The organism is Alteromonas sp. 38 (genome assembly GCF_902506055.1).
Lineage (GTDB): Bacteria > Pseudomonadota > Gammaproteobacteria > Enterobacterales > Alteromonadaceae > Alteromonas > Alteromonas lipotrueae.
Genome location: NZ_LR733300.1, coordinates 4,598,200 through 4,614,044, shown reverse-complemented (window position 1 = coordinate 4,614,044; position 15,845 = coordinate 4,598,200). Strand labels below are relative to the sequence as shown.

Annotated in this window: 9 protein-coding genes; 4 read left to right on the top strand and 5 right to left on the bottom strand. The window is 45.3% G+C overall.

Translation table 11 applies throughout. The features are described 5' to 3' along the window. Positions 1 to 110 precede the first annotated feature (110 nt). Both FLAVO9R_RS19900 and FLAVO9R_RS19895 read right to left on the bottom strand, forming a co-directional pair. Positions 111 to 3,965, bottom strand: a complete 3,855-nt coding sequence (locus FLAVO9R_RS19900; protein ID WP_159534170.1) for a translocation/assembly module TamB domain-containing protein — start codon at positions 3,963 to 3,965, stop codon at positions 111 to 113. Beyond that, entirely contained in the window at positions 3,962 to 5,776 is a 1,815-nt protein-coding gene (locus FLAVO9R_RS19895; protein ID WP_159534168.1) for an autotransporter assembly complex protein TamA, read from the bottom strand. The genes FLAVO9R_RS19900 and FLAVO9R_RS19895 overlap by 4 nt, the downstream gene beginning before the upstream one ends. 333 nt (positions 5,777 to 6,109) lie before the next feature. Between FLAVO9R_RS19895 and FLAVO9R_RS19890 the strand changes: the two genes are divergently transcribed. After that, complete coding sequence (locus tag FLAVO9R_RS19890) at positions 6,110 to 8,095, top strand: alpha/beta hydrolase family protein (protein ID WP_159534167.1); 1,986 nt, start codon at positions 6,110 to 6,112, stop codon at positions 8,093 to 8,095. Positions 8,096 to 8,290: 195 nt separating this feature from the next. Then, positions 8,291 to 9,538, top strand: a complete 1,248-nt coding sequence (locus tag FLAVO9R_RS19885) for a multidrug effflux MFS transporter (RefSeq protein ID WP_159534165.1) — start codon at positions 8,291 to 8,293, stop codon at positions 9,536 to 9,538. Between the two features lie 84 nt (positions 9,539 to 9,622). Here FLAVO9R_RS19885 and ilvC read toward each other — a convergent pair whose 3' ends face one another. Next, the gene (gene ilvC / locus FLAVO9R_RS19880) at positions 9,623 to 11,101 is read right to left on the bottom strand and encodes a ketol-acid reductoisomerase (RefSeq protein WP_013786748.1); all 1,479 of its coding nucleotides are present in this window, start codon (positions 11,099 to 11,101) and stop codon (positions 9,623 to 9,625) included. Between the two features lie 154 nt (positions 11,102 to 11,255). Here ilvC and ilvY point away from each other — a divergent pair, with 154 nt between their 5' ends. Further along, entirely contained in the window at positions 11,256 to 12,122 is an 867-nt protein-coding gene (ilvY, locus tag FLAVO9R_RS19875) for an HTH-type transcriptional activator IlvY (RefSeq protein WP_159534163.1), read from the top strand. 108 nt (positions 12,123 to 12,230) lie between these two features. Here the strand turns inward: ilvY and FLAVO9R_RS19870 are convergent, their stop codons facing one another. Beyond that, positions 12,231 to 13,745 carry a YifB family Mg chelatase-like AAA ATPase gene (locus tag FLAVO9R_RS19870; protein ID WP_159534161.1) on the bottom strand — a complete coding sequence of 505 codons (1,515 nt, stop codon included), beginning with the start codon at positions 13,743 to 13,745 and terminating at the stop codon, positions 12,231 to 12,233. A 90-nt stretch (positions 13,746 to 13,835) separates the two neighbouring features. Then, a complete protein-coding gene (locus FLAVO9R_RS19865; RefSeq protein WP_159534159.1) occupies positions 13,836 to 14,450 on the bottom strand; it encodes a trimeric intracellular cation channel family protein in 615 nt (204 codons plus the stop codon). Positions 14,451 to 14,894: 444 nt separating this feature from the next. Between FLAVO9R_RS19865 and FLAVO9R_RS19860 the strand changes: the two genes are divergently transcribed. After that, a complete protein-coding gene (locus tag FLAVO9R_RS19860; protein WP_159534157.1) occupies positions 14,895 to 15,827 on the top strand; it encodes a branched-chain amino acid transaminase in 933 nt (310 codons plus the stop codon). Positions 15,828 to 15,845 lie beyond the last annotated feature (18 nt).

The following is a 15,845-nucleotide window of genomic DNA, read 5'->3' as shown; positions in this document are numbered from 1 at the left end:
CAACCAACAAAGACCATTAAAAACGATAGCCATATTCTTATTCAGTTGAAGAGTGGCGAATTCTATTGACGAGTAATACGGAGCCTGCCGACCTCGTCAATATTAGTTATCTAATTTTTGCTGTTCGCGGCTTTTGGGGTAGCAGCTTCACCGTTACTGGTATCGCTGCTTTCATCCTTGCTAACAACATCATCGTCTTTCTCTTCACCTAAGAAGAATTCATAATATAAATCTAAAGCGAATTCAGACTGATCTTCAATGGTGGTTTGTACCGCTTCTAAAAACAAACGAGGCAGCAAGCGGTATCGCAATGCTAAATCGGGTGGTTCTTGCCGACGGCGGAGGGTGCTGCTTGAGTCATTGTTGCTTAACCCCACATCCACGTTGTATTCAGCCGTTAACCTGTCGTTAATCTGGCCAGTTACAGATAGTTTGTTCTCGTTAGTGCTTAAGCTGAAATCATCAATACCTAATGCTTTGCCAACTTGGCCAGTTAAGGTTTTGGTATTTGAAAGCCCAAAACCCACTAGCAATGCAGCGTAGTTAGGATCTTCGCTTTCAGCGTCTGGCCCCGACCCTGTAAGCAGGTACGAGAGTACGTTTTGCTGATCCATGGCAGGTTCAGAGAACAAATTAATACTAGGAGAATCGGCTGCCCCGTCTATCCTAATGCCGGCAATCACATCATCGTCAGTTTTATCTGGGTCGCGAATGGCTTCAATCAGCAGCATAGGCTGATCGATAGGACCATTAAACTGTACTTCACCCGTTTGAATAACAAGTTGCTGACCATAGGCGTTATAACGGCCGTTGAGTATTTGTAAATCACCAAATCCCACCAAGGCGGGTTGGTTATTCACTTTTACACCACCGTGTAAGCTTGCCGTTAAACCAAATGCTTCCAGCTTCACTTCACCGGTTTTAGCTTTATCAATATTGACCATCACAGACGCATGCACAATATCAAGGGGCTCTTCTTTGGGGGGCTCGCCGCGAAGGTGAACATCTTTAGACGGTGACACCGCGCTTTCAGGTAGCGACTCAACTTCTATTCGCGCCCACGGTATATTTACACTGCCTGTTACATCAACCTTGTCAGCGGTAGCCGCTACTTTCAAATCTGGCGATACCCGTAAACGCATATTGGGCTGGCGCACCTCAAATTTGTCACCTTTCAAATTAATATTCGCGCTTGGTACATCAGACCAATTGAGATCGCCGTTTAGCGCCCCTTTTCCACCGCCCAGCAAAAACGTGCCGTCGAAGTTGGCTTGTTGTCCGTTTAACGTAATTGATTGAGTCCAGTTTTCTAATGACACTGGCGTGTCCTGAATATCAATGGCGCCGTTTTCTATTTGTAATTCACCCGTGAGGTCTGGTGAGTCGATAAACCCAGCCAATGTGATAGTGCCATTCATCACACCTGTGAGGGTGCGAATAGCTGGAGATAAAGGCTTCAGTGGCGCTACATCAATGTTAACCAGTTCTAGGTTACCGCTAATGGGTTTGCGCGTTTCAAAGGGAGACGTATTTACATTAAGGGTGGCATTACCTAAATCTTCACTGTTAATAAGCGACTGGGACTTAAGCTCTCCTTGCCTGAACGTTCCTGTTGTTTCCACAGAGTTAACCGTTATTGCTAGTGGCCTTTCTTTTCCTAACTGCCAGGTGGCAGGTGATAAAGACGCCGTAAAAGTCGCATCGATAGGATCGGCTTGAGAATATTGCCCTTGGGTTTTCATCGATAAGGTTGCCGGTGCGGCTGCCGCTATCATATCTGGCGCAAGCTCGTGTGCCCATAACCCCACAGGTAATGCCTTGGCCCATACATTCCACTTCGCTTTATTCTCTTGGTAGTTCAAGCTGGTGATACAAAGCTCACCATCTTCCCTAGAGTGCCAGCAGTGTTCGCCCACGCTTGCGCTAAAGGGGGCGCTGCCTATATTTAGCGCAAAAGGAGAAGATAACGCCCATTGCATGTTTGCGAGCTCTAGTTTGCTCTGTTCTACCTGTCCTGCCCATGTGTTGTCTTGCCATTTTCCTGCAACGCTTAGGGCAACACTATGTTCCGGTATGGTTACATCAAGGTCGGCCTTATGGTCTGTGTATGAGCCGTCGATGACAAGCTTGCCGTTGATTTCGCCTTGTTGGGCTACTGCGTTTGAAAGCGCTGGCGACACCGTAATATTTGAAAAATTAAGTGCGCCGGTCGCAATAGGGTTAGTCCACGGACCGGTGGCTTTTATGTTGCCAGAAATCGCTCCAGCTATTTCAGGGTAAAGGTCGGCAATGGCCGCTACATTAAGGCCAATATCGGCGTTGATATAGCGTTTGTTTAGCAGTTGACCTATAACATCAATTTTATTGTCGGCTTGCTCTACGGTAAGTGAGGCAACAAGCAAGTCGCTGGGGCCGGAATAAACGAAAGCGCCCGCTACTGAAAAGGGCTTGTTTTGCAAAATGCCTTTAAGATCTAATTCCCGAATACTGACGTGGGGGCCTTTTTCTGTGTACTGCATCACACTGGTAAAACCGCCCTCTAATTGCGCTGGCGCGTACTTGGAAAACTGAACGCCAGAGACATTGGTAAAAGTGGTGTTTCCTTCCCAAGAGATAGCCTCATCTAAATACAAGGTGCCGGTATTACTAATACTGCCTTCCAATGCTTCAATTTTGGCCTCGTTCACAAAAATATTATGTTCTTTTAGCACCACATTTAGCGCCACAGGCACCTTGCCGATATCAGGCAAGGTAGCTGCAGCGCCGCCATCTAAGAGGTAGTCGCCCATGGTGCCATTAAGGGTTAGCGCGCCATCGTGTAAGGTGCCGGATTTCATGGTTGGTAAGGGTTGTTTTTTCCACGTTGCGCTAAATGAAATGGGCAGGTTGTCGCTAAGTACATCGGCTGACAAATTCACTTTTGCATTCATCGCCCCTTCAGTTTTAAGGTCAGCTTCAAGTGCTGCTAACGACCCTGATGCTTGAAAGTCTACTTGCTGCTGGTTGTCGCTTATAAGGCCGCTACCGTTCAGTGAAACTGACAACGGATAGGCACCATCTAGGGTAATGGCTATGTCACCACTAAGTGTTCCTTGAGGGTGTTCCACATTCAAATTGGCGAGGGACACACTGGCATTCGCGAATTCAAAATCCTCAAAAGCGAATACCGATAAGGTTTGGGCTGAATCGCCTTGGTTTAATGTGCCATTGGTCAATGAAAACTCACCGATTTTTATTGGAATAGGCGATGAAACCGTCGGCAGTTCTGGAGCGGTGTACGATAGCGAATAGGACTTTGGCAGTGATTTGTTAGTGGCACTATTGTCAGTACGACTTTCAGGTGCATTGTTAGAGTTACTAGCATAAGTCTCAGAGGCAGCATCACTATTGTTAGCGTTACTTGAACTGGCTGTCGCTTGAGAGGAAACTTCATCTTGATGAAGGGTAACGGCTAAATTTTCAAGCGATAACGATGAAATCGCCAGCGTATCGTTACCCAAGAAATCATCTAAGCTTAATTTTCCTAATTCAACCGTCTCCCCCGGCATTTTTAGCGTAAAGCGCTCAACCTTGGCTAGGCTTACCTCAATAGGTAAAGGCAGCGTAAAACTTCCTGTTTCTTCGGTTGATTCTGCTTTCGGTGAAGTGCTTAATTGCTCAACAATAATATCGTTGGCATTCACTTCGTTCACGCAGACTCTAGGTTCAAAAATACAGCGCCACGTGACATCAAGGTACACATAGTCAGCGTGCACCCGCCACTGTGCATTTTCCCACTTTACATGTGAAATGGTGATGTTGTCAGCAAGGCCGCCCTCAATGCTCTTAATACTTAGCCCATTCACTAGGTTATTGGCAATAACGCGAATGGTCGGCCCACCTAATGGACTAATTAATAAACCATAAACAAACACTACGATAATTACAGGCGTTAATAGAATGGTTGAAATCGTTCGCTTTCTCATAACTCAGGCCCCAACATCAGGTGCAGTTGCCATGTCTTTTCATCTGGCGCAAAGCCTCGGGCTACGTATACCCGAACTGGACCTATGGGAGACAGCCAGTGAAACCCCGTCCCCACGCTGTAAGTTAATGTAGTATCTAAATCATTGGTTGCTGTGCCCGCATCAGTAAAGGCCGCAATACGCCAATTTTGTGCAATGCGATAGGCATATTCCACGCTAGCCGTGGCCAAGTATTTTCCGCCAATAGCATCGGTTACGATGTCACCGGTTTCAGGGTCGATAACCTCATCGGTAGGAGATATTTCTCGATAATCGAAGCCTCGAACACTTTGGTCGCCACCAGCATAAAACCGCAGTGATGTAGGTATTTGCGAAAAATCATTGGTTTTTATTGCGCCGAGCTCGCCCCGAATAGACACCCGATGCACATCAAAAAATGTACGAATGACCATGCCTTCCATTACAGATTTCACAATATTGATGTCAGAGCCAAGATTATCTCGCCCTACTTGGGTTAAAAACTGAAAATAATTGCCGTTGTTAATATTAAGGTCGTTATCTTTGGTAACGTAGGTAATAGAGTAGCCTGGCAGTATGAGTGACGTTGTGTTGTTGTCAGTGTCACCTTGATCATAGGTTTCTCGTAAATAGGTGATAGATCCATCGTGTTGCCATGGCGAATGATTTTCTTGAAAGTAACGGTGGGCAGCAAGCGATAAGGTTTCACTTTCAAACGAAGTGTTACTATATTCAATGAACTGATAACCCGCTTCAAAGCTAACGTAATCTTTGGTGATATTCTGCATAGGAATGCGATAGTCAGCCGTAACCGATTGCTCGGGTTGAGAGATAAAAATATCGGAGGAAATAGAATGACCGCGATCATTTAACCAAGGGCGCTCCCAGCCTAATGTAACACGTGGACCTGTGTCGGTAGCAGCACCGATAGAGACATCAAAAGCATCACGAGGACGATGTGCTAACGAAACTTCAATAGGGACATTCAGTCCCTCAGCGTCACTCACTACAGGCCGTGCAATAACACGGTTGAAATACCCTGATTGATTTAATGAACGGTTGAAGTCAGACAATTTTGCTGAGGAATAAGGCTCGCCTTCTTCAAACGGAGTTAGTCGTTTGATAATCGCTTTCGCTTTGTCTTCCCCAATGAATTTTAATTTACCAAAGTTATAACGAGAGCCGCTTTGGGCAATGAGGAGAATGTTAGCTTCTTTTTCTTCTCTGACTAAATCTAACCGCGTGGCCTGCCAATAAAAATCGAAGTAACCATGAGATAAGGCATAATTGAACATCGATGACTTAAACGACTCGTAAACGGGCTGATTAAGTACATCTCCTTCTTTAAGTGAAAACGCATTAAAACGGCTTCTAAAGTCGCTATCTTCTCGGCCTACACCAATAATTTCTCGAGTGACCTTTGATACAAGAAGAGGGTCGCTAAGTGAAACGGTTACAACGACCTCATCGTTCTTGGTGACTTCTACCGTTGCATTGCTATTGTAATAGCCAAAGGGCTGCACAGCGGTGGCTACTGTAGCGATAACCTCGTCCTGCCAGAATGGATCGTTCAGTAGTTCAGTTTCTACATCTAAATTATTCAAGTGCAAGCGAATATTATCTTTAAGCTTGTCTTGCTTTACCCCATTGATTTTATAGGTAACCGCTTGAGCTGAGGCGATAAAAATTACCAATAGGCACAGCGATAAAAACCGAAGAGCATACCCTTGGTAGCGCCAGGCTTTAATACCCGTTAGCAGCGTTTTTAAAGAAGATATAAAGCACAGTGGCATTGAAAAATGCGATTCCTTGTAGCAAAAAAAGAGACGGCGCGGTTTCAGCCTTTACGAAAAAGGGGGCGCTAATATGATACGAGATAAGCAACACAGCATCGACGATGCTGATAATACCATACCCCTTTGTATACTGTGTATTTAGTAAAAAAGCACAACTAAAGTACAGGTTAATGTTAAGCACTTTTTAGTGTAGTGTTTTGTCTGAATGTAACCAATTATTACAATTGAACTTTCTTTTTAAATTATAAAATGTTGTATAGTGGTAGAAACTTCGAGCTAATCACAGGATGAATAGTTCAATACGGGTTATTAATAAGCAAAGGAAAATATATGCGCTGTCGTTTGTTCTCGTGTATTCACTCAGTTACCTCTTTAGTGGTTCTATTTTCATTCAGCTTAATAAGCTTTTCCTCGCTTAGTGACGAAAATACGGCCAAGCCAGTAGAAAGTGTTTCAGCTCCCCTGCCTTACACCGTATTTAGTGCTTTACCGGCTTATCGAAGGCCTGCATTGTCGCCTAAAGGTGATAAAATTGCGTTTGTGAAGAACGTTAACGAACCTGATGAATTATCGGTTTTAGCCACTGTCGACCTGTCTACCGGCAAGTTTCATTACCTTATTCATTCTGATAATGAAAAAGTTAAGATCAATTGGTACCGGTGGGTTAACGATGAGCGAATAGTTATTAGTGCTCGTTATGAAAGTCGTCGCGGTAATACGCGGGTTTATGATACTCGTCTACTCGCTATGAACTTCGATGCGCAAGGCGAAAAACCTAAACACCTTTTAGATTGGCGAAGACTGAAACGAAGAGCGGCAGACCCTAATCGTGTCCCCCAATTTCAAGACAATGTGATTGATTGGCTACCTGATGATCCGGAACACATCTTAATGGCCATCGATGTAGAAGTGTTCGCTCTTCCCTCTGTATATAAAGTTAATGTTTATACTGGCAGCACCTCTAGGTTGGAGCGTGGGAAGCGCAGTATCAGAGACTGGATAGTTGATAGACAGCATAATGTTCGTGTGGGTACCACGTTAGATTATGACAGCGGTGAGCGCCACGTTTTGCTTAAAGAAGATGATAGTTGGCGCACCCTGTTCAGTTACAATGCCATGAGTGAAAAAGGTGAAATGCCTCTCGGGTTCGGTCTCGACCCCAACATTCTTTACTATCGCGGCTACAAGGGTGACTACAAAGCCTTATTTACGCTAAACCTTGAGACCAATGAGCATACAGAAATTTTCTCTGATGAAGGCTACGACGTTGATGGCAGTTTAATCTACTCCCCTGTTACCAACGATGCTATTGGTATTCGTCACTATGGTAGACATTACTGGGACGAGCGCTATGTTGCCCTGCAAAACGGCTTAGACGAAGCGCTGGTCGACTATTCCAATACACTCGTTAGCTTTAGCCGTGATGAGAAAAAATATATTGTTTATTCTGAGTCAGACACTATGCCAGGCGCCTATTTCATAGGTGATCGAGATAAAGGGTCACTAGATTTCTTGTTTCAGCAGTACTCTAAAATTGAAGAAGGCATGCTGACCGAGCATAACCTGATTACTTACACTGCCCGTGACGATATGGAAATTGAAGCTTACTTAACCTTGCCTAAAGGTGAAGGGCCGTTTCCAACGATTATTCACCCTCACGGTGGCCCAGGTGCGCGAGACTTTAGCGGTTTCGATTACTGGACATCGTACTTTACTAACAAGGGGTACGCGGTGCTTCGCCCTAACTTTAGAGGGTCGGAAGGTTATGGGTTTGACTTTGCACAAAGCCAGATGAAAAGCTGGGGGTTGTCGATGCAAGATGACATTACAGATGCAGCAAACTGGATGGTTGAGCAAGGCTATGCCACTAAAGACAATATGTGTATTGTTGGCGCGAGCTATGGTGGCTATGCAGCGCTAATGGCGGCGGTGAAAACGCCTGAATTGTTTCAATGTGCAGTCAGCTTTGCTGGTGTTAGTTCGCTAAAGCATATCGTTATTCACGCCAGACGCTTTGTAAATTCAGATTTGGTGAAAGAACAAATTGGTGACGACTTTGACGACTTGGAATCGCGGTCACCTTATTACAACGCAGAAGGGATAAAAACGCCTATTTTACTGGTACATGGCGAAGAAGATCGCATCGTTAGACCATTGCAAAGCCGTTACATGGCTGACGAACTAGAAGATTTAGATAAAACATTTAAATATGTCGAGCTAGAATCGGGCGACCATTACTTGTCTATACAGGGTAATCGTCATCGCTTCTTTGCTGAAATGGATGCATTCTTAGATAAGTATTTGAAAACAGAATAAACCTTTTTTCACACTGTACGCTTAAAAAAGCCAGAGCCGCCAAGTTCCACGACCAAATCGTGTGAAACTGGCGGCTTTTTGTTCATCTTTACGTTACAATTCTGCCGATTAGCGTGCAATTATGATGCACTAACGTGGCAATCATCACACTGAGCAACACAACTTATACCCCCTTCTTCGTTAAATAGAGAAATTATGTCCCATTCAAGCGAGACCGCGCCTAATGCTGGCCAGCCTCAAGGAAAGCCCCCTTTAGGGTTAATTGAATTTGTAGCACTGATGGCTACCATGACATCGCTGGTGGCGTTAAGCATTGACGCTATGCTGCCTGCACTACTGCAAATAGGCGAAACGTTAAACGTAGACGAGCCGCACCATACTCATCTTATTGTGACTGTTTTCTTTATAGGAATGGCCTTTGGGCAGATGTTCTTCGGTCCATTTGCAGATAGTCGTGGTAGAAGGCTTACCATTTTGATCGGGCTGTTTATTTTTGCGATTGGCACTTTTGTGTGCATGTCGGCCACTAATTTAGAGACCATGCTGGTGGGCCGTGTGATACAAGCCTTTGGTGTTTCAGGGCCGCGTATTGCCGCTATGGCGATTATTCGCGATTTGTACGTGGGCGACGCTATGGCGCGGGTGATGTCATTTATTATGATGGTGTTTATCCTCGTGCCTATGATAGCGCCCATGGTGGGCCAAGCAGTAATGGCCTTTTTGGGGTGGTTTCATATATTCACCCTATTTTTGATTGTGGCAACATTAGCGGGTACATGGTTTTTCAGCCGGCAAGGCGAGACTTTGCCACGGCATAAACGCAGGCCGTTTTCATTTAAGCAGTTTTATTTGTCATCAAAATTTATTCTTACCCACGCAACGGTAATGGGTTACACCTTCGCGATGGCGGGTATTTTTGGTTCGTTTTTGGCATATTTAAGTGCCTCACAAACCATTTTTCAGGTGTATTACGGTGTAGGTGATATGTTTCCTTACATATTCGCAGTACTGGCATTCTCGATTGGTTTAGCATCTTATTTCAACGGCACCATGGTAATGAAATTCGGCATGCGCCGCTTGTGTCGTTTTGCGCTTAAAGGCGTTAACGGGTTTGCCGTTGTCTATCTTGCGTTGCTGCTCGCTTATGATGGGTTGCCACCGCTCGTGCTTACCGTTGTTACCATGTTCGTCGGTTTCTTTTTTGTGGGTATTTTATTTGGTAACTTAAATGCGCTTGCCATGCAGCCATTAGGCGATATGGCAGGGCTTGGTGCCGCTATTATCGGCTCTCTTTCAAGCCTATTTTCTGTGCCTATTGCGCTGTTCGTCGATAGCTTTTTAGACGGCAATTTGTACCCTATAGGCGTCGGCTTTTTTGTCTTCTTTGTGTTGGCTTACTTTGCGGTGAGATATGCAGAGCGGGTTCGTGAGTGCGGGGAATAAGTAAAAACAAGCAGGCATAAAAAAGCCCGACCAAATTGGTCGGGCAAGAGGGCTTATATAAAGCACCTAACGACAGAAACTGTCCTAACCGATGATGGCTTTCATGTCAGTCATGTAGCCACGCAGGGTCTTACCTACTTGCTCAACACCGTGAGTGCGAATAGCTTCGTTAATATCAACAAGGCGCTTGTTTTCAACCTGATTAGAGGTTTCTGACAATCCCTTACCAATAACTGAAGTATCGATAGTAGGCATAAATTTCTCACGCAAAATTGGAATTGCTGCATTCGCAAACAAGTAGTTTCCATATTCTGCTGTGTCTGAAATTACCACGTTCATTTCATACAAACGCTTACGCGCAATGGTATTAGAGATAAGTGGTGTTTCATGCAGTGATTCGTAGTATGCAGACTCAGGTAAGATACCCGCTTCAACCATTACGTCGAAGGCTACTTCTACACCGCACTTGATCATGGCAACTAAAAGGATGCCGTGGTCAAAGAATTCTTGCTCGCTGATTTCACCTTCGTAGACAGGTGCGTTTTCAAAACCAGTTTCACCGGTTTCTTCGCGCCATCTAAGTAGGTTAGCATCGCCGTTTGCCCAATCTTCCATCATAGTGCGAGAGAACTCACCGCTAATGATGTCGTCTTGATGCTTTTCAAATAGTGGGCGAAGCAAGTCAGTAAGTTGTTCTGACAAATCGTACGCTTTCACTTTAGCTGGGTTTGATAGGCGGTCCATCATGTTGGTTACGCCACCAATTTTAAGTGCTTCAGTGACAGCTTCTAGGCCGAACTGAATAAGTGCACCAGCATACGCTGCGTCAATACCGTCAGCGGTCATTTTCTCAAAGGCAAGTACTGCAGCAACTTGTTGCATACCACATAGAATGGTTTGCTCGCCCATAAGGTCAGATTTAACTTCTGCCACAAACGAAGACTCAAGCACACCTGCACGATCGCCACCTGTTGCACTTGCTAACGCTTTAGCAGTATCCCAACCCTTGTTTTCAGGGTCGTTCTCAGGGTGAACGGCAATCAGAGTTGGTACACCGAAACCACGTTTATATTCTTCACGTACTTCTGTACCTGGGCACTTAGGTGCACACATAACCACCGTAATATCGCTACGGATTTGTTGGCCTTCTTCAACAATGTTGAAGCCGTGTGAGTATCCAAGTGTTGCGCCTTTTTGCATTAACGGCATTACCGCTTCTACAACGCTTGCATGCTGCTTATCAGGTGTTAGGTTGTACACCAAGTCAGCACTAGGAATTAGTTCCTGATAAGTGCCAACAGTGAAACCATTGCTAGTAGCACGTTTGTAAGAGTCACGTTGCTCTTCAATAGCTGCTTGACGCAGCGCATAAGAAACATCTAACCCAGAGTCACGCATGTTCAAGCCTTGGTTAAGACCTTGAGCACCGCAGCCTACAATGACAATCTTCTTGCCTTTTAAGAACTGACAACCGTCAGCGAATTCTTCGCGTGCCATGAAGCGGCAGCGGCCAAGCTGATCTAGCTGCTGGCGTAGCGATAGGGTATTGAAATAATTAGCCATAAAAATTCCGAACAACATTCATTTTCGTCATTATCAACAACCAACCGTGGCGTTGACGACCTCGTCTATGACGACTTGTTACGGAGATTAAGGGATTTCTTTTGTTTTGGAAAATGATATATTTGCAAGATAATATTGCAATAAGTGAAACACTATGGATTTTCGTAGCCTTCAATTGTTTACGCATCTTGCCACCAGCCTACATTTTGGCGATACCGCGCAAGCCATGTATGTGTCGCCTTCTACGCTAAGCCGCGTTATACAAAGGCTAGAGGATGAATTGGGTTGTACCTTGTTTAAACGCGACAACCGTAAAGTGGCGCTTACTCATAGTGGTCATAAACTGCTTTCATTCTCTACCCAGTCTTTAAAAGACTGGCAACAGTTGAAGGTAGACTTGCGAGAAGACAGTAATTCGTTGCAAGGTGAGATAAGTTTGTTTTGTTCTGTAACGGCCAGTCAAAGTCATTTGCCTGCTATATTGCGTCAGTTTAGGGCACAGCATCCTGGAGTCGATATTCGCTTAATTACCGGCGACCCTGCACTAGCGATAGATAAGGTAAAGCAGAAAGAATGTGACTTATCGATAGCTATTTATACGCCTGACTTACCTACTGACTTACATTTCTCCCCTTTAGATAACGTGCCTTTGGTGCTAATTGCGCCGCGAGACTGGCGGTTAACCCAGTTGACTCAGGTTGATTGGACTAAACATCACGTGATCATGCCAGAGCATGGGCCAACAAGACGCATTGCTTACCACTGGTTTGCAGAGCATGGTATTAGGCCAAATGTGTATGCTTCGGTAGGGGGGAATGAAGCCATTGTCAGCATGGTGGCTCTAGAATGCGGTGTGGGTTTTGTGCCTAAAGTGGTGCTTGATCATTCCAGTATGGCTAGCTTGGTAACCCAAATTCCGGTAGATGACATTGAGCCCTATGGGCTAGGGCTATGCTGCTTGCAAGATAAGCAAAACGAGCCGCTTATTAACGCGTTTTTACAATTGGAAATGACGCCCTGATCTATTCAATGGTGAGGTGTTTAGATATTTGAACTACAAATAAGCTTGGACGTTAAAGGCTATGCATTAAGCTTTCATGCTACTTGCTGTTAAATATCACCTAATAGGCTACTGACTACTGAGCTGCTTAATTAAGGTGTCCAATGCGCGGTAACCTAGCGCTTCGGCTAAATGGGCGCGAGTCACCGTAGGCTGTCCTGACAAGTCTGCCAGTGTCCTCGCTACCTTAAGGGTGCGGTGGAATACCCGCATCGACAAATTTAATTGCTTAGCGGCTGCTTGTAAAAAGCGTAAGTCGCTATCGGTTAGCTGACATAAATCAGCAAGCTCCCCGGCGGCAAGCTGTGCATTGGGCTTTCCTTGGCGAAGAAGTTGCACTTCTCTTGCACGTAATACCCTGTCTCTGGCATCTAACATGGAGTCAGACTCAGAATTTACCGGTGGCGATAAATCGTAACTGGCAAGCCTGGGTACCTCTACTTGTATGTCTATTCTGTCTAATAAGGGGCCAGACAGCCTATTTAAATAACTCAACTGCTGTTGTGGTGTTAAGCGGTTGTCGTCAATATCGCCAGTAGGGCTAGGGTTCATAGCCGCAATCAATTGAAAATTGGCGGGATAGGTGGCGCTCGCCATCGCCCGCGATATATGTACATCACCGGTTTCTAATGGCTCTCGAAGTACATCTAATGCGCGGCGGCCAAATTCCGGTAATTCATCTAAAAATAATACCCCATTATGGGCTAAGGATATTTCGCCAGGTACAGGCTGCGAGCCACCGCCGGTAAGCGCTACAGCAGAGCTTGTGTGGTGTGGGCTGCGCATGTGGCGCTTTAAAAAACGCTCTACATTTAAATTTTCCCCTTTTACCGAATGAATGGAGGCTACTTCTAAGGCTTCTTGTTCAGTCATGGGGGGTAATAGGGCAAGTAACCTACTGGCTAGCAGACTTTTACCCGTGCCTTGAGGGCCAACCATAAGAAGATTATGGCTACCCGCTGCCGCAATAGTTAAAGCACGTTTGGCTTGTGTTTGGCCAATAATATCATCCCAACCCATACTACTAGTAGAGGAAGAACACGAGCTAAAAGGCTGGCCTTTATTGAGTTTTTTATTATTCGCTAGGTGTTCGTAAACCGATAAAAGATCAAACGCTGGGTAACGAGTGGCGTAGGATACTAACGAGGCTTCTACATCGTTAACCCCCGGAAAAACAAGGGGTGTGTCATCGTCGGCTGCTGCAATTAAAACAGGAACAAGGCCACTTACTGGCTTAATTTCACCGTTTAACCCGAGTTCGCCCACAAAGGCGATGTTGAGTACGCTAGTGTCAGGGAGATACCCTGATGCCACCAAAATACCTACTGCAATGGGTAAGTCGAAACGCCCACCATACTTAGGAATATCAGCGGGGGCTAAATTTACGGTTATACGTTTAGCGGGAAAATCGAAACCGCTGTTTATGAGCGCACTGCGCACCCGCTCTCGGGCTTCTTTTACACTGGTTTCTGCCATACCTACCAACTGGAACGCGGGTAAACCATTGGCCAAGTGAATTTCTACTGATACCTCGGGGGCTGCCACGCCCTGCCCCGCAAAGGTTTTAACTACTGCCATGCTCATACTTTGTCGCTCTTGAAGGAAGTCCCCTAAGAGGCGTACTTTAAGTGAGCATGATAAAAGCTGAAACTGTACTTAGGGCAAGAAGAAGGACTAATTTTCGTTATAGAAGACCGGCATTTCCCAGTGCCAGCGCAAAGCGCCTAGCCGCATTAATACTGTGGTTGCAAGGGCAACTGCACCGCACCACTGGGCCTCAAAGCCCAGATACATGGCGAGACCGTAGGCCATTCCCCCAACAATACAGGTCGTTGCGTAGAGTTCCCCGCCTAAGACTAATGGTATTTCTCTACATATAACATCACGTAACAAACCACCAAATACCCCTGTAATGGTGCCCATGGCAATGGCGACGGCAATGCCTGTGTCATTGGCTAAGGCCTTTTCAATACCCACTACATTAAATAGCGCTAACCCAAACGCATCAGCAATAAGCAAATAATGATAAGGAAAGCGTGGGCTTAATCGTAACCAAATAATAGGGATGAAGGCAGCAATCAGCGTGGTGTACAGGTAATCGTTATCGGCAATCCAAAATACGGGAACATCTAGCATCATGTCGCGCAGTGTTCCACCCCCTATAGCTGTAGCGCTAGCCAATACAATAACGCCAAACCCGTCCATCCTTTTTTGGTACGCCATCAGGGTGCCAGAAATAGCACACACCGCTACCCCTGCTAAATTTAACCAGTGAAACCAGTCTACCATTGTATTGCGATACCTTTTTTATCTGACGAAAACCGCGTTTGAACCGCAAAATACTTGATTTCGGCTGCGGTTTCATGCTATTTCTTTGCGCACAATAAACGTGTAACGGCCAATTCACGTTTAATTGGGGTAAAAGCCATAGCCCTATCGTACAACCATTCATTTTAGTATTCATCCAAGGAACTGGGTGTTGCTCGTCAATTAAATCTGTAAATTCAATGGCATAAGTCCATTGTTTTTATCTGATGTCCTTTGTTTACACGACAAACGACAGTGTTTCAATGTCAGTGATAAAGCACAGATGCGTAAATTTATGTGTCCGCGCGTCGCGTATTGCATCAAGCGTATTGGGCGCTCGCGCACTGTCATGTATCATTCGTCTCGGTATTAATATTTCCGCAAAACGCGGTTCGGGCTTTACGCTCAATTTTTGAAGGATTACTCATGGCTAAGCAACCTGCCGAACATATTTGGTTTAATGGCGAACTGAAACATTGGAAAGACGCTACTGTTCACGTAATGACGCATGCTATTCATTATGGTTCGTCTGTATTTGAAGGTGTACGTGCATATAACACGCCGGATCAAGGCACTTGTGTTTTTCGTTTAAACGATCACAACCGTCGCTTGTTCGATTCAGCGAAAATCTATCGTATGACCATTCCATACACGCTAGATCAAATTAATCAAGCTACCCTTGATATCATTCGTGAGAACAAATTGAAATCAGCGTACATTCGCCCTATCGCGTTTTACGGTGATATTGGTATGGGACTTCAAGTGCCGTTCGGTACGGAAGCTGAGGTTGCCATTGCTGCATTTGAGTGGGGCGCTTACCTAGGTGAAGAAGCCCTTAAAAATGGTGTAGATGCGGGTATTTCTTCTTGGAACCGCTTAGCAGCTAACACTATGCCTACTGGTGCAAAAGCCGGTGGTAACTACTTATCTTCACAGCTGATTTCGATGGAAGCCCGTCGTCATGGCTATGGTGAAGGTATTGCCCTTGATACTAACGGTTACATCAGTGAAGGTGCGGGCGAAAACATTTTTGTTATTCGCGACGGCATTGTAATTACCACGCCTAAAACTGCAGCCATTCTTCCAGGTATCACTCGTGATACATGTATCACGCTACTTAGAGACAAAGGCTACGAAGTTCGCGAAGAAAACATTCCTCGTGAAGCTATGTATCTAGCTGATGAAGTATTCATGTGTGGTACAGCGGCAGAAGTGACGCCAGTACGCAGTGTAGATGGTATTGAAGTAGGTGCGGGCGGCCGTGGCCCAATCACCAAAGAAGTGCAAGATATGTTCTTCGGTCTTTTCAACGGTACTACTGAAGACAAATGGAACTGGTTAACACCGGTTTACAAGTAATTAATTTAGCTATTTATT